The 15,480-nt window shown below is 70.6% G+C and carries 11 protein-coding genes; 9 read left to right on the forward strand and 2 right to left on the reverse strand.

Features of this window, described 5'->3' with window-relative positions; all coding sequences use genetic code 11:
• Positions 1-489 precede the first annotated feature (489 nt).
• From ASE95_RS12670 to ASE95_RS12690, 5 genes are read left to right on the forward strand one after another with little or no spacing between them, the layout of a single operon-like run.
• Positions 490-2,460: a heme lyase CcmF/NrfE family subunit gene (locus ASE95_RS12670; protein ID WP_056636699.1), complete on the forward strand. Its 1,971-nt coding sequence runs from the start codon at positions 490-492 to the stop codon at positions 2,458-2,460.
• A complete protein-coding gene (locus ASE95_RS12675) occupies positions 2,457-2,984 on the forward strand; it encodes a DsbE family thiol:disulfide interchange protein (protein ID WP_056636931.1) in 528 nt (175 codons plus the stop codon). Before ASE95_RS12670 ends, ASE95_RS12675 begins: the two co-directional genes overlap by 4 nt.
• Positions 2,981-3,397: a cytochrome c-type biogenesis protein gene (locus ASE95_RS12680; RefSeq protein ID WP_056636701.1), complete on the forward strand. Its 417-nt coding sequence runs from the start codon at positions 2,981-2,983 to the stop codon at positions 3,395-3,397. Before ASE95_RS12675 ends, ASE95_RS12680 begins: the two co-directional genes overlap by 4 nt.
• A 60-nt stretch (positions 3,398-3,457) precedes the next feature.
• Complete coding sequence (locus ASE95_RS12685) at positions 3,458-3,931, forward strand: hypothetical protein (protein WP_056636703.1); 474 nt, start codon at positions 3,458-3,460, stop codon at positions 3,929-3,931.
• Positions 3,932-3,975: 44 nt separating this feature from the next.
• The gene (locus tag ASE95_RS12690) at positions 3,976-4,560 is read left to right on the forward strand and encodes an STN domain-containing protein (protein ID WP_056636705.1); all 585 of its coding nucleotides are present in this window, start codon (positions 3,976-3,978) and stop codon (positions 4,558-4,560) included.
• 195 nt (positions 4,561-4,755) lie between these two features.
• Here the strand turns inward: ASE95_RS12690 and ASE95_RS18060 are convergent, their stop codons facing one another.
• Positions 4,756-4,923: a hypothetical protein gene (locus ASE95_RS18060; RefSeq protein ID WP_200918818.1), complete on the reverse strand. Its 168-nt coding sequence runs from the start codon at positions 4,921-4,923 to the stop codon at positions 4,756-4,758.
• A gap of 212 nt (positions 4,924-5,135) precedes the next feature.
• Between ASE95_RS18060 and ASE95_RS12700 the strand changes: the two genes are divergently transcribed.
• The 4 genes from ASE95_RS12700 to ASE95_RS12715 all read left to right on the forward strand — a co-directional run bounded on the left by ASE95_RS12700 (position 5,136) and on the right by ASE95_RS12715 (position 13,639).
• Positions 5,136-7,070 carry an autotransporter assembly complex protein TamA gene (locus ASE95_RS12700; RefSeq protein ID WP_056636934.1) on the forward strand — a complete coding sequence of 645 codons (1,935 nt, stop codon included), beginning with the start codon at positions 5,136-5,138 and terminating at the stop codon, positions 7,068-7,070.
• Positions 7,070-11,185, forward strand: coding sequence for a translocation/assembly module TamB domain-containing protein (locus tag ASE95_RS12705; protein WP_200918819.1), 4,116 nt, complete (start codon positions 7,070-7,072; stop codon positions 11,183-11,185). Before ASE95_RS12700 ends, ASE95_RS12705 begins: the two co-directional genes overlap by 1 nt.
• A 99-nt stretch (positions 11,186-11,284) precedes the next feature.
• On the forward strand, positions 11,285-13,060 hold the full coding sequence (locus ASE95_RS12710; protein WP_056636940.1) for an SLC13 family permease: 1,776 nt from the start codon (positions 11,285-11,287) through the stop codon (positions 13,058-13,060).
• 96 nt (positions 13,061-13,156) lie between these two features.
• Positions 13,157-13,639: a DUF4142 domain-containing protein gene (locus tag ASE95_RS12715; protein ID WP_056636709.1), complete on the forward strand. Its 483-nt coding sequence runs from the start codon at positions 13,157-13,159 to the stop codon at positions 13,637-13,639.
• An 83-nt stretch (positions 13,640-13,722) separates the two neighbouring features.
• Here ASE95_RS12715 and ASE95_RS12720 read toward each other — a convergent pair whose 3' ends face one another.
• A complete protein-coding gene (locus ASE95_RS12720; protein WP_056636711.1) occupies positions 13,723-15,393 on the reverse strand; it encodes an alkaline phosphatase family protein in 1,671 nt (556 codons plus the stop codon).
• Positions 15,394-15,480 lie beyond the last annotated feature (87 nt).

The following is a 15,480-nucleotide window of genomic DNA, read 5'->3' on the forward strand; positions in this document are numbered from 1 at the left end:
CCGCATTGTGGTCGGAGGTTTTGCCACGGCGGTTGCCTCTCGTGGTTAAGCGCGGCGGGTCACCTGCGCTTTCGTGCGACGCTTCGGATTGCTTCGCGTCGCTCGCAATGACGGCGCGTGCCGGGGATTCGGCTGAACGTCGATCGGGCCGAGAGGGGGGACGCGGATAAGGGGGTGAGGGGCGTGAGCCGGTGAGGGTGAGGATGGTCTGGCCGGGTGCGGACTTGCGCGGCCATCCGCTCTGTCGGATCTCGCGAATCGCATCGTATCGGGAGTTTTGCCGCGGCGATGTCCTCTCGTGGTTGGGTGCGTCGAGTCACTCCCCGGTTTCGTGCGGCGCTGCGGATTGCTTCGCCGCGTTTGCAAGGACGCGGCGTGGGCTGGTCTTCGCGCTCCGTTTCAGGCCCGGTGCGTCGTCGTCACATGTTCTCGACGCGGACGGGCGATCCGGCGTAAGGCGATCGGCGTGAATCAAGGGCGTTTTTCCGCATGACCGCCGAAACCGGGCTGGCCGCCCTGTGGCTTGCCGCGGCGCTGGCCGCGTTGCAGGTCTTGCTGGGCGTGCTTGCGCTGCGGCGTGAACCTGCGGTCGGAGCGGTTGACGCGCCGTCGCGTGCTGCACCGGGGCAGCCTGGCGCGATGACGGCGATCCGGGCGGTCGCGATCGTGCAAGGCGCGTTGGTGGCGGTGGCGATGGCGGCGTTGATCGCGGCGTTCCTTGGCACCGACCTGTCCGTCGCGCTGGTCGCGGCGAACAGCCATTCGGCGAAGCCGTGGCTGTACAAGTTCGCGGGCGCGTGGGGGAACCACGAAGGCTCGATGCTGCTGTGGGTGACGATCCTGGGCGTGGCCGGCGCGGCGGTGGCGCGGTTCGAGCGGCGGCTGGACGCACGCACGCTGGTGGCGACGCTGGCGGCGCAGGCGGCGATCGCGCTGGGGTTCTACGCGTTCCTTCTGTTCGCCTCCAACCCGTTCGCGCGGTTGCAGCCATCGCCGTCGGACGGGGCGGGGCTGAACCCGTTGTTGCAGGACCCCGGCCTCGCCTTCCATCCGCCGACGCTCTACGCCGGCTATGTCGGGCTGTCGGTGGCATTCTCGTTCGCGGTCGGCGCGTTGGTGACACGCGATGTCGGGCCGGCATTCGCGCGCGCGATGCGGCCGTGGGTGCTGGGCGCGTGGGTGTTCCTGACGCTGGGCATCACCGCGGGCAGTTACTGGGCCTATTACGAACTGGGCTGGGGCGGCTGGTGGTTCTGGGACCCGGTGGAGAATGCCAGCCTGATGCCATGGCTGGCGGCGACCGCGCTGCTGCACTCGGTGACCGTGCTGGCGACGCGCGACGGGTTGCGGGCGTGGACCGTGATGCTGGCGGTGGTGGCGTTTTCGATGAGCATGATCGGCACGTTCCTGGTCCGGTCCGGCATCCTGACCAGCGTCCACGCCTTTGCGGTCGATCCGCGGCGCGGCAGCTTCATCCTCGTCCTGCTGCTGCTGTATATCGGCGGGGCATTGGTGCTGTTCGGCGCGCGGGTCGGCACGGTCAGGCAGGGCAAGTTGTTCGAGCCGTTCAGCCGCGAGGGGTCGCTGGTCGCCAACAACCTGTTGCTGACCGTGATCCTGGGCATCGTGTTGATCGGCACCTTCTATCCGATCGTGGCCGGCGCGTTCGACGTGCAATTGTCGGTCGGGCCGCCGTTCTTCGAATCGACGGCGGGGCCGATCGCGCTGCTGCTGGTCGCGGTGATGGCGGTCGGACCGCTGCTGCGCTGGCGGCGCGACGAGGCGGAGGCAGTGATCCAGCGGCTGTTCCCGGCAATCGCGGCGGCGCTGTTCGCCGGGGTGGGCGTGTTCCTGCTGGGCGGGCCGATCGGCGTGCTGCCGCTGGCGGGCGTCGCGCTGGCGGCGGGGCTGGCGGTGGCCAGCGTCGCACCGCTTGCCCGGCGCAACCTGCGCCGCGCGCCGCTGCAGCTGTGGGGCATGGTGATCGCGCACCTGGGCATCGCCGTGGCGCTGGCCGGCATGGCGATCAGCACCGCCTATACGCAGGAGACGTTGCTGGCGGTCGGCGTCGGCGATCCGGCGCGGATCGCGGGCTATACCGTGCGGCTGGAGGGGGTGCGCCCGCTGGTCAGCGACAATTGGACCGCGCTGGAGGGCCGGTTGCGCGTGACCGACGACGATGGCGCGCGCTTCGTGCTGCGCCCGCAGGTACGGTATTTCACGACGCCGGTGACCACCACCAACGAAAGCGCGATCGCGACGATGTGGAACGGGCAGCTGTATACCGTGCTCGGCGCGCTGGGCGACGACGGGCGCTGGCAGTTGCGGCTGTGGTGGAAGCCGTTCGTGACGCTGATCTGGTTCGGGGGCATGTTGATCGCGGTGGGCGGGGCGCTGTCGCTGGTCGGGCATCAATGGCGGCTGTGGCGAACGAAGCAGCGCGCGGAGCTGTACGCGTGAAGCGCTGGCTGGTGTGGCTGCCGCTGTGTGCGTTCGGCGTGGTGGTGGCGGTGATCGCCTGGGGGCTGTGGCAGCCCGCCGATCGCACGGTCCGCTCCGCGCTGGTCGGGCGCGCGTTGCCCGAGTTCACGCTGCCAGGGATCGCGCCGGGCAAGCCGGGGCTGGCGAGCGCCGATTTCCGGCAGGGCACGCCGCGCTTGCTGAACGTCTTCGCCAGCTGGTGCGTGCCGTGCATCGCGGAGGCGCCGCAGCTGATGACGCTGAAGGCGGCGGGGGTGCCGATCGACGCGATCGCGATCAAGGACACGCCGGGCGACATCGCCGGGTTCCTGGCGCGCAACGGCGATCCTTATGCGCGGATCGGATCGGATGCGCACAGCCGGGTGCAGCTGGCGCTGGGATCGTCGGGCGTGCCGGAGACGTTCGTGATCGACGGCAAGGGCGTGATCCGCGCGCAGCATGTCGGCGACATCCGGCCGGACGACGTGCCGCGATTGCTGCAGGCGCTGGCGGCGGCGAAATGACGGCGCGGGCGGCGGCGGTGCTGCTGGCAGTGGCCGCGGCGGGCGTGACGGGGGCGGCGCCGGGCGTGGCGCAAACCGCGCTGCCGCCGCTGGCCTATACGCAATTGCGCGATCCCGCGCAGGAGCGGCAGGCGCGTGCGTTGATGGAAACGCTGCGCTGCATCGTGTGCCAGGGACAGTCGATCGCCGATTCGGACGCCGACATGGCGGGCGAGATGCGCGCGCTGGTGCGGCAACGGATCGCCACGGGCGAGGCGCCCGAGACGGTGCGCGCGTGGTTGATCGCGCGCTATGGCGATTACGTCAGCTACGCTCCACCGTTGCGTGGGGCGACGTTGCCGCTGTGGCTGGCGCCGCTGGCGTTGCTGGGGCTGGGCGTGTGGCTGGCGCGCGGGTCGTTCCGGCGACGGTGAGGCGGAATGCGTCGTGTCGGCGCGCCGTGCGTTGACCGTGGCGACCTTCAGGAGATTGCCATGCGTTCGCTTCTCACCACCGCGCTGATCGGCGTCGGCGCGGGGCTTGCCGCCTCGTTCGTGATGGACCGCTTCCAGGACGTGGCCGCGCCTGCGTTCGGGATGGACGGCGGCGACGAAGACCCCGCCACCGTCAAGGCCGCCGACACGATCAGCGAAGCGGTGGAGGGGCGGCCGGTGACTCAGAAGCATCGCGCGCTGGCCGGATCGGTGGTGCATTACGGGGTGGGGGCGGCGATCGGCGGCGGCTATGCGCTGGCGGTGCGGCAGTGGCCCGAACTGGCGAAGGGCTGGGGCGTGCCCGCCGGGCTGACGACGATGCTGCTGCTCGACGACGTGGTGGTTCCCGCCGCGGGATGGGGGCCGTGGCCGGAGGCGGAAGTGCCCGGCAACGCCTATGGCCTCGCGTCGCACCTCGTCTTCGGGGTGGCGATGGAAGGCGTGCGGCGCGCGGGCGAGGCGTTGCCCGCGTGACGCGGCCGCGCTAACCCATGTTCCGTCGTTCCGGGGGAAGTGCCATGTTGTCGTCGATCGTTCGTCCGCTGGCGCTGCTTGGCAGCGGGGCGTTGCTGTTGTGCGCGGCCCCGGCGATGGCGGAATGCGCGCACGGCAAGGTGCGCGTCGACCTGCCGAAGCAGCGGCTGGACGAGCGGGTGCAGGCGCTGGCGCGCAGCACCGGCTGTTTCATGGAAGTCGACCCCGCGTTGCTGAGCGACGGGCAGGCGCGGCGCGTGCGCGGGCGGATGACCGCGGCGCGCGCGCTCTACCGTTCGCTGCGGGGCAGCGGGCTGGAGGCGGCACCGTACAAGGGCCATTGGCGGATCGATCGCCGGCAGCAGGAGCGGTTCGCGCGCCGCGTCGCGACGCTGCGCACGACCACCGACCAACAGCGCGAGCGCGAGGCGATCGGCCGGGTTCGCGCGAACGACATGCGGTTCGCGTTGCGCCAGGTGGAGCGGACGGTGCCGCGCAAGGTTAAGGAGCAGGCGCACCTGACGGTGATGCAGCGCGTGCGTTACGATGCGAAGCTGGACCGGGTGGCGCGCAAGATCGGCACGCCGCCTGCGCCGCTGCCGGTCGGCTGGGTCGCGCCGGTGCAGTGAAGCCGGGTCAGCCGATCGCCGTGCGGCGATCGGTGGCCGTGGTGACGCCCTGGACTGGATCGACATTCACCGGTTCAGGGGTGCCGGATCGCGCATCAACGACATTACCCATCCGTTCGGGCGATCCGCGCGCGCGATCGTGCAGGTACGCTTCATCCACGGCGCCTGCGGGCGACGGCTGAATGTCGACCGGCTCTAGCGATCGCGCCACCAGATCAGCAGCGCCAGCACGACCCCGGCGGCAAGGCCGGCAAGGAAGCCGATCGTCGGCTGGCCGGTGTACAGGCCGATCGCGGTGCCGCCCAATGCGCCGATCGCGATGGGGAAGCCGCCGGCGGACGGGTTGCGCGGAGAGGGTGCCATGCCGCGCGGCATGCCACGCCGCGCCGCGATATGCCAGCAAGGGTGTTCCCCGTCCGTGGTCGAGATGACCTGACCGCACGACCGGGCGGGCCGGACGTGCGACGAGGGGGTGGGGCAAGGCCGTGCTTTCGCACTTCTTCTTGGTCGACCAAGCCGCTAGACCCCCGCGCATGTGGCCGGACGTGGGGCGGCACGGCGCGCTCCTCCGCGTCATGTGCGGCGCGATCATCATCAAGGGGGTCGTGACGGTCCCGGCGTTCGCGCAGCAGGCGCCCACGCCGCCGGTCGTCGTGCCCCCCGCGCCGATGGCCGAGGTCGACCCCAACGACGTGCTGGCCCCGCTGCCCGATATCGGCGTGGACTGGCCCGACCTGTCCGTCGTACCGGCCAGTGGAACCCCTGCCGGTGCGGCGGTGGCGGCGAACTTCCGCTATGGCTGGCGGATCGACGGGGTCGAGGAAATCGGCGGTCCGTTGTTGCAGCAACGGTTCAGGGCCTTGTCGGTGCTGGCCGCCGCCGAGGGCAGGGAAGCCAATGCCGCGCAGCTGGACCAGCGCGCGCGGCAGGATTCCGAACTGCTCGTCACGTTGCTGAAAGGCGACGGTTATTACGATGCCGCGGTGATGACGCGGGTGGAGCGCGAGCGTGGCCGCCCGGTGGTGGTGCTCGCCGCGACGCCGGGGGCGCTATACCGTTTCGCCGGCGTGACGCTGGCCGGGGTCGAGGCGGCGGGGACCAAGGCACCGCTGTTGCGCGACGCATTCGGGGTGAAGGACGCCGACCCGGTCGACGCCGATGCGATCGCCGCGGCGGAGGCCAATTTGCGCACCCGCGTCGGCGAGGAAGGTTTTCCCTTCGCCAGGATCGGCGAGCCTGAGGTGGTGGTCGACCGCGCGACGCAGACCGCGACACTGGCGCTGGACGTGGCCCCCGGCAATGCGCGGCGGTTCGGGCGAATCACGGTCAACGCCGACAACCGGGTGTTCGACGCCGCCCATGTACAGGACATCGCGCGCTTCGCCCCGGGCGATCCGTATGAGACGTCGGAGGTCGACGATCTGCGCCGCGCGCTGGTGCAGACCGGGCTGGTCTCCACCGCCGAGGTGCGGGCAGTGCCCGCGGCCGACCCCGATGCGGTCGACATCGCGGTGCGACTGGAGCCGGCGCCACCGCGCACCGTCGCGGTCGAACTGGGTTACGGCACCGGCGAGGGCGCGCGGTCCGAGGTCAGCTGGACGCACCGCAACCTGTTGCCGCCGGAGGGAGCGGTGACGTTGCGCGGCGTGGTCGGCACGCGCGAGCAGCTGGGGCAGGTGACGTTCCGCCGCAACAATTTCCACGCGCGCGACCGCGTGCTGACCGCGCAGGTATCCGCCGCGAACCTGCGTCGCGACGCCTATCAGGCGCAGACGCTGTCGCTGTCGGCGGCGCTGGAGCGACAGACCAACATCTTCTTCCAGAAGACGTGGACATGGTCGCTGGGTGGCGAGCTGGTCGCGACCGACGAACGCGATGTGATCGCATCGACCGGCGAGGCGCGGCGGCGCACCTTCCTGATCGGTGCGCTGCCGACCAGCCTAGGTTACGACGGGTCCGACGACCTGCTGAACCCCACCCGCGGTTTTCGCCTGTCCGGCCGGGTCAGCCCCGAATTGTCATTGCAGGACCGCGTGTTCGGTTACACCCGCGTCCAGATCGACGCCAGCAAGTACCAGCCGGTCACCCCGTCGGTGGTGTTGGCCGGGCGGGTGCGGATGGGCACGATCCTGGGCGCGCCGCGCGACGAGATCGCGCCATCGCGCCGTTTCTACGCCGGCGGCGGCGCGTCGGTGCGCGGCTACAGCTTTCAGTCGATCGGGCCGCGCGACGTCAACAACGATCCGATCGGCGGGCGCAGCCTGGCCGAGTTCGCGATCGAGGCGCGGGTGAAGGCGTTCGGCAATTTCGGCGTGGTGCCGTTCCTGGACGGTGGCAACATTTCCACCGGTGAACTGCCGAGTTTCAGCCGCCTTCGCTACGGTGCCGGCATCGGCGTGCGATATTACAGCAACTTCGGCCCGATTCGCGTCGACCTGGGCACGCCGATCAACCCGCAGCCCGGCGACTCGCGGATCGCGGTCTACGTTTCGCTGGGGCAGGCGTTCTGATGCGGGCACTGCGCATCGTCGGCGGGTTGGTCGCGGCGCTGGTGGCGTTGCTGGCGCTGGTCGTCGTGGTGCTGGATACCGACATCGGGCACCGCATCGTCGCGGATCGCATCAACGCGATGAAGCCCGACAACGGCCTGCGCTTCCGGTTGGGGCGGATCGACGGATCGTTGTATGGCAAGGCCGAGCTGATCGACTTCCGCCTGCACGATCCCAATGGGCTGGTGCTGTCGGTGCCGCGCGCGCGGCTGGACTGGTCCCCGCTGGCGTGGGTGCACAACCGGCTGGACATAGCGGCGCTGGACATACCCGTCGCGACGCTGGCGAAGCTGCCCGAGCCGCGCGACACCGGGCGGTCGGGGCCGCTGCTGCCGCCGTTCGATATCGCGATCGGCCGGCTGGCGATCACGCGGCTGGTCGTCGCCCCGGCGGTGACCGGTCGGGTGCGCGAAGGTCGCGTGCTGGCACGCGCCGACATTCGCGACGGTCATGCGGCGGTCGCGCTGGATGCGGTGGTGGCGGGCAGCGATCGGGTGGCGCTGCGGCTCGATTCGCGCCCGGATGCGGGCAAGTTCGATATCGATGCGCGGGTTCGCGCCACCGCGGCGGGGGTGGTGGCTGGGCTGACCGGATTGCGCCGCGCGATCGCGGTGGACGTCGACGGCGCGGGTGACTGGCGGCGGTGGCGCGGGCGCGCAGTGGGACAGGCGGGGGGCGCCCGGATCGTGGACCTGACGCTGGGCAACGACGCGGGACGCTACACGCTGACCGGTGCGGTCGCGCCAGCCAGTATCACCAAGGGCAAGCTGCCGGCGCTGACCACGCCGCGCGTCGTCGTGAACGGCGCGGGGACGTTCGCGAACCGTCGGCTGGACGGCAACCTGACGCTGCGGTCGCGCGCCCTGGCGGTGCAGGCGGAGGGGATGGTCGATCTGGCCGAGAGCGCGCTGCGCAACGTGCGGGTGAGCGCGCGATTGCTGCGGCCCGAGGCGCTGTTCCGCAACATGACCGCGCGCGACCTGCGGCTGCGCGCGATCCTCGACGGCAATTTCCGGACCTTTGCGTTCGATTATCGCCTTACCGCCGATCGCTTCGCCTTCGACCAGACCGGGTTCGAGCAGGCGCGCGCCGCCGGGCGCGGGCGCTGGGGGCCGCGCCCGATCGCGTTGCCGGTGGCATTCACCGCCGCGCGCGTCACCGGGGTCGGCGACGTGGCCGGGGGCATCCTGCGCAACCTGTCGCTGAGCGGCGCGCTGCGCGTCACCGCCGATACGGTGACCGGCGACGGATTGCGGCTGAGCTCCGATAAATTGTCGGGCAACGTCGGGCTGACGCTCGACCTTCATACCGGGCGCTACGACGTCGCCTTGTCCGGGGCGTTGGGCCGTTACCTGATCCCCGGGCTGGGCGTGGTCGACGTGCAGTCGCAATTGCGGGTCGTGCCGGGTGCCAACGGCCGGGGCACACGCGTGATCGGACGCGGAACGGCGCGGATGCTGCGGCTGGACAACGGGTTCTTCCGCAGCCTGGCGGGCGGGTTGCCGCGGATCGAGACGCAGCTGGAGCGGACTCCGGACGGGGTGCTGCACTTCACGCAACTGGTGCTGACCGCGCCGTCGTTGCGGCTGACGGGCAGCGGCTATCGCCGTCGCGACGGAACCTTCGCGTTCGAGGGAACGGGTACGCAGGCGAGCTATGGCCCGGTGCGGTTGAAGCTGGACGGGCGGATCGAGAAGCCGACCATCGACCTGTTGTTCGCGCGGCCCAATGCGGCGATGGGGCTGACGAACGTGCGTGCGCATCTGGACCCCACGCCGCAGGGCTTCGCGTTCACCGCGGCCGGCGGATCGCGGCTGGGGCCGTTCCAGGGCGCGGGCGCGATCCTGCTGCCGCCGGGCGGGCAGGCGCAGATCGCCATCGCGCGGCTGGATGTCAGCGGGGCGCGCGCGACCGGGACGCTCGACATCGTCGATGGCGGGTTCAGCGGGCGGATGACGGTGGCGGGCGGCGGGCTGGGCGGTGCGCTGGACTTCGCACCGGTCGGGCAGGTGCAGCGGATCAGCGGGCGCATCGACGCGCGCAACGCCCGGATCGGCGGCGGCGCGACGGTGCGGCAGGGGCGCGTCGACTTCAACGTGCTGCTGGAGCCGGAGGGCGCGCGCGTGACCGCGACCACCAGCGGCGCGGGGCTGCGGCGCGGCGCGCTGTCGGTGTCGCGCTTTGCGGGGCAAGCGTCGCTGACGGGGGAGACGGGCGAGGTGCGCGCGTCGATCGCGGGATCGCGCGGGGTCGGCTTCCGTGTGGAGACGGTGACGCAGATCACCGCCGACGGCTATACGGTGCGGGCGAACGGCACGATCGGGCGGCAACCGGTGCGGCTGGAAACGCCCGCGGTGCTGCGGCGGGACGGAGATCGCTGGGTGCTGGCACCGACGCGGTTGACCTTTGCGGGCGGCAGCGCGGAACTGTCGGGTCGGGTCGGCGGCGGAGAGACGGCGGTGCGTGCGACGCTGGAGAAATTGCCGCTGGGGGTGCTCGACATCGGTTATGCCGGGCTGGGGCTGGGCGGCACGGCGACGGGCACGCTGGCGCTGGACGCGCGTGACGGCGCGGCACCGACCGGGCGCACCAACCTGACGATCCGCGGGCTGACGCGATCGGGGCTGCTGAGTTCGTCGGCACCGATCGACATCGGGGTGGCGGGGGTGCTGGGCAGCGACCGGCTGGGCGTGCGCGTGGTGATGGCGTCGGGCGGGCGCACGGTGGGGCGCGCGCAGGCATTGCTGAAGCCGCTGGGATCGGGCGATCTGGTCCAGCGACTGACCCGCGCGGGCGTGTTCGCGCAGCTGCGTTATTCGGGGCCGGCCGATACGCTGTGGCGGCTGACGCGGATCGAGCTGTTCGATTTGTCGGGGCCGGTCGCCATCTCCGCCGACGTGACCGGCACGGTCGCCAGCCCGCAGATCCGCGGGCTGGTGCGCGCCGCCAATGCACGCATCCAGAGCGCCACGACCGGCACCGTCGTCACCAACATCCAGACCGCGGGGCGGTTCGACGGATCGCGGCTGCGGGTCGAGCGCTTCACCGGCGACGCCGGGCGCGGCGGGCGCGTGAGCGGCACCGGCACGTTCGATTTCGGCGCGGCGAACGGCGTCGCGCTGGACCTGCGCATCGACGCCGATCATGCGGTGCTGATCGACCGCGCGGACATCGGCGCGACGGTGACCGGGCCGATCGCCTTCCGTTCCGACGGGGTCGGCGGGGTGATTTCGGGCGACGTGCGGCTGGACAGCAGCCGGTATCGGCTGGGGCAGGCGACGGTCGCCAGCGCACTGCCGCAGATCAACGTGCGCGAGATCAACGTGCCGGGCGGCGAGGTGGCGGACGACGATGCCGCCGCGCCGTGGCGGCTGGACGTGCATGCCCGCGCGCGCAACGGGTTGATGGTGTCGGGGCTGGGGCTGGCCAGCGAATGGACCACCGACGTGCAACTGGCGGGCACGCCGACCAATCCGGCGATCACCGGCCGCGCCGATCTGGTGCGCGGCGATTACGAATTCGCCGGGCGCGAGTTCGAGCTGTCGCGCGGGATCATCCGCTTCGCGGGCGAGGTGCCGGCCAACCCGGCGCTGGATATCGAGGCCGCTGCCAATACCACCGGGCTGAACGCCACCATCCGCGTGACCGGCGTGGCGCAGAAGCCGGAGATCAGCTTTTCCAGCACGCCCGCGTTGCCGCAGGACGAATTGCTGTCGCGATTGCTGTTCGGCACGTCGATCACCAACCTGTCCGCGCCGGAAGCATTGCAGCTGGCCGCCGCGGTGGCGGCATTGCAGGGCGGCAACGGCGGGCTGAACCCGATCAACGCGGTGCGCCGCGCGGCGGGGCTGGACCGGTTGCGCATCCTGCCCGCCGATCCGCAGACCGGGCAGGGCACGTCGATCGCGGCGGGCAAGTATGTGACGCGGCGGATCTATGCCGAGATCATCACCGATGGCGCGGGCTATTCCGCGACACGGGTGGAGTTCCAGGTGACGCGGTGGCTGTCGTTGCTATCGTCGATCTCCACATTGGGTCGGCAGAGCGGTAACGTACGGGTGTCGCGCGATTACTGAGGGTTGCGATACCCGTGCCTGCGCCGGGATCGCCGCCCGCCACCGCAATGATGCTTGCCGCCGGAACCGGGGCACCGCCGCACGGTTGAGCGCACGACGATGACCACACCGCAATTCCTCTCGATCGCGACCCTGATCGGGATGATGGCGCTCTTTATCTGGGGGCGCTTCCGCTACGACGTGGTGGCGATCATCGCGCTGCTCGCCAGCCTGGCGCTGGGCATCGTTCGCCCCGACGAGGCCTTTCGCGGCTTTTCCGACGATATCGTCATCATCGTCGGCTCGGCGTTGGTGCTGTCGGCGGCGGTGCAGCGATCGGGAGTGGTCGAGCGCGTGCTGCGGCGGGTGGCGCGGCGCGTGCGGCGGGTGCGCGGGCAGTTGCTGGTGCTGACCGGATCGGTCGGCGTGGCAAGCGCGCTGGTCAAGAACATCGGCGCGCTCGCGATGCTGATGCCCGCCGCGATCCAGATGGCCAAGAAGAACGACACCTCGCCGTCGGTCTATCTGATGCCGATGTCGTTCGCGTCGCTGCTGGGCGGGTTGATGACGCTGGTCGGCACCTCGCCCAACATCATCGTCAGCCGTTCGCGCGAGCAGATGATGGGCGAGCCGTTCGGCATGTTCGACTATACGCCGGTCGGGCTGGGCCTGTTGGTCATCGGGTTGCTGTATCTGAGCATCGCCTATCGCCTGATCCCGGCGGATCGCCGCGCCGCGCCGGGGATGGCCGAGGCGCTGGACATTACCGGATATGTCACCGAGGTGGTGATCCCCGAGGGGTCCCCGGCGGTGGACGAAACGGTGGCGGCGTTTCTGGACCGTCACGAACACGAGGTGACGATCGCGCGGATGGTGCGCGCCGGGATGCGCAGCCATCCGTCACCCGACACCGCGTTGCGGGCCGGCGACACGCTGATCCTTGGCGGTGCGCCGGACGCGCTGGAGCGCGCGATCGCGGGCGACCGGCTGACGCTGGAGAGCGAGGAGCGCGAGCGGCGTACCGATCGCGGCGAAAGCGAGATCGGCGTGATCGAGGCGGTGGTCAACGTCGGCTCGCCGCTGGAGGGGCAGACCGCCGGGCGGCTGGACCTGCAGGCGCGCCACGGCGTGAACCTGATCGCGATCTCGCGCCGCGACGTGCGCTTGTCGCGGCGGCTGGGCGCGATCGCGCTGCGCGTCGGCGACGTCGTGGTGTTGCAGGGCACGCTCGACGCACTGCCGGAGAAATTGCGTGCGCTGGGTTGCCTGCCGCTGGCCGAGCGCGAACTGCGGCTGGGGACGCGCGGGCGCGGGTGGTTGCCGGTCGCGGTGCTGGGCGCGGCGATGTTCGCCACCGCGATGGGCTGGGTGCCGGTGGGCGTCGCGTTCTTCGCAGCGGCGGGGATCGTCGTGGCGACCGGGCTGTTGCCGGTGCGCGAGGCGTACAACCATATCGAATGGCCGATCCTCGTCATGCTCGGCGCGCTGATCCCGGTCAGCGATTCCCTGCGCACGACGGGGGCGTCCGACGTGATCGCGACGTGGCTGGCGCAGACCGCGACGGTGTTGCCGGCCTGGGGCGCGGTGATGCTGATCCTAGCGGCGGCGATGGCGGTGACGCCGTTCCTGAACAATGCCGCCACGGTGCTGGTGATGGCGCCGATCGCCGCGCAGTTCGCGGGCGATCTGGGGTATCGGCCGGAGGCGTTCCTGATGGCGACCGCGGTGGGTGCGGGATGCGATTTCCTGACGCCGATCGGGCACCAGTGCAACACGCTGGTGCTGGGGCCGGGTGGCTATCGTTTCGGCGATTACGCGCGGCTGGGCGCGCCGCTGTCCGCGCTGGTGCTGTTGTTCGGGACGATGTTGATTCTGTTCTTCTGGCCGCTGACTTGATCGGGATCACACGGAAAAATCGCGACTTTCCCGCGCCATTCGGGGCCGGTTGCGCGTTGCAGCGCCGCTATTGAATGACGATGACGGAGAGAAGAGATGATGCGTTTCGTTCCGATCGCCGCACTAGCCGTGTCGATGGCCGCCCCGGCCGCCGCGCAGCAGATGGCCCCCGCGGATTACGTCGCGGCGGCGGGTGCCAGCGACCTTTATGAGAAGACGTCGAGCCAGCTGGTGCTCCAATCGACCAAGAACGCCAAGATCCGCTCGTTCGCGCAGATGATGGTCGGCGATCACAACAAGAGCACCGCGATGGTGAAGTCGGCCGCGACCAAATCCGGCGTGCGTCCGACCCCGCCGGTGCTGACCCCCGCGCAGAACGAGATGGTGGCGCAGTTGCGCAGCGCGACCGGCGAGGCCCGCGACCAGGCCTATGTCACGCAGCAGCGGACCGCGCACGAGCAGGCGCTGGCGCTGCATCAGGGCTATACGACGAATGGTAGCGCGGAACCGCTGAAGGCCGCGGCGGCCAAGATCGTGCCGGTCGTCCAGCATCATATCGAGATGCTGCAGAACATGTGACGAAGCGGCGGCAGGGCGGCGATCGATGTCGCCCTGCCGCCATGTTCGTCCCTGGCATCGTTGCCAGGCGACGATGGCGACGCCTATCGCGGGCAGGTGTCGCCCACGCCTGGGTCGAGATCGAGGCAGCGGCCGTCGAGGCCCTTGACCGGCAGCCCGATCGTCGCCGCCAGCGTCGGCGCGATATCGACGGTTTCGACCGACAATGGCTGTTCGAAGCCGACCATCCCCTTGCGCCAGAACAGGATCGGCACGCGACGGTCGTAATCCCACGGGCTGCCGTGCGTTTCGACGTAGAACGGTGCGGGGTTGACGATCGTGGTCACGCGCGGGCGGAGCAGCACCATCAAATCGCCCGATCGGTCCGCGTCATAGGAAGCGCGGGCGCGCTCCAGCAGCGTCCATGCCTCTGGCGGGGTGGTCGCGAACGGCGTGGCGGCGATTTCGTCGCGGGTATAGGCGGCGGCGACTTGCGGCATGGCGAGATAACGACGCCTGGCCTCCGCCAGCACCTGCGCACGCCGCGCCTTCGGGACCGAATCGGCGACATAGACGTCGCTTTCCGGCCCGATCAGCACCGGGCCGGCGATCCCCAGATCGCGGCCGATCGCCGCGCCGACCAGTTTGGCGGCGTTGCTGGCGGAGGCATGTTCCTCCATCGGCATCGCGCGCTGCTGCTGCCGCTCGGTCATGTCGTGCGCGCCGTGATCGGCGGTCAGCGCCACCTCGTAATCCAGTCCCCATTCGTCGAGCTGGTCGAGGAACGCGCCGATCGTCTGGTCGAGCTGCGCCATCTGGATGCACATCTCCGACCCTTGCGTGCCCAGCGCGTGGCCGACGTAATCGGTCGCCGACGCGCCGATCGCGATCAGATCGGTGGAGCCGCCCTGCCCGAGCTTCATGTCCTGGATCATCCCGGCGGCGAGCGCGAAGACCGCGCCGTCGAGCGCGGGGGAGGCGCGGAACGACTTCACGTCGCCCGCCGCCCGCTCGAACCGCCCGGTGCCGATCGTTTGCGTGCCGACCGTGATCGGGCGGGCAAGCCCCTTGCAATAGCCGGGCATCGGCAGCGCGGCCTGCGGTGCGGCGAGCAGCTTGCCAACGGCATCGTTCGCGCGCGCGACCACGGCGGGCACGGCGGCGGTGTTGCGCGAGGACAAGGTGATGAAACGGTTGGTCGCCCAGAACCACATCTGATCGGTGCGGTGCCCGCCCATCATGATCGCGGCGCGATCCTTGCCCGCGACCGCCACGACGCGCGTCGCCGGGTCCGCGCGCTTCATCATGTCGCCCAGCGTGTCCACGCGCAGGTGGAAGTCCGACGGCTGGTATTTGTCATGGTCGCTGCCCGGCGCGCGTTCGTCCTCCGCGCAATAGACCAGCTTGTCGGGGCGGCCGACGCGCTGGTCGATCCAGGTGTTGGCGATGATGCCGGTGCGCGCGGGGCGCATGCCGGTCAGGATGGTCGAGTGGCCCGGGCACGTCTCGGTCGCGGCATGGCTTTGATATCCCGAGGGGAACACCACGCCGTGCTGCAATCGTGCCAGCCCGTCGGTGAAGCGGTTGCGATATTGCGCGAACAGATCGGCCGAGAACTGGTCGACGGAGATCGCGACGATCAGCTTGGGCCGCGCGCGTGGACCGGCGGCGGGTGCCGCGGCTGAATCAGCGGAGCCAGGGGGGACGGGCGCCTGGGCGAACGCGGGGATCGCGGCGACGGTCGTCAGCAGGGCGGCGGCGAGCAGGGCTTTCATGGGCAACCTTGATGCAACGGGGAAGCGGAACGGCTATGCTACCGCCCAGATGGTCAGGCAAGCAGTGCGCGCGGCGCTTTTCACCCT

Origin of the sequence: Sphingomonas sp. Leaf231 (assembly GCF_001421995.1) — a bacterium.
Lineage (GTDB): Bacteria > Pseudomonadota > Alphaproteobacteria > Sphingomonadales > Sphingomonadaceae > Sphingomonas.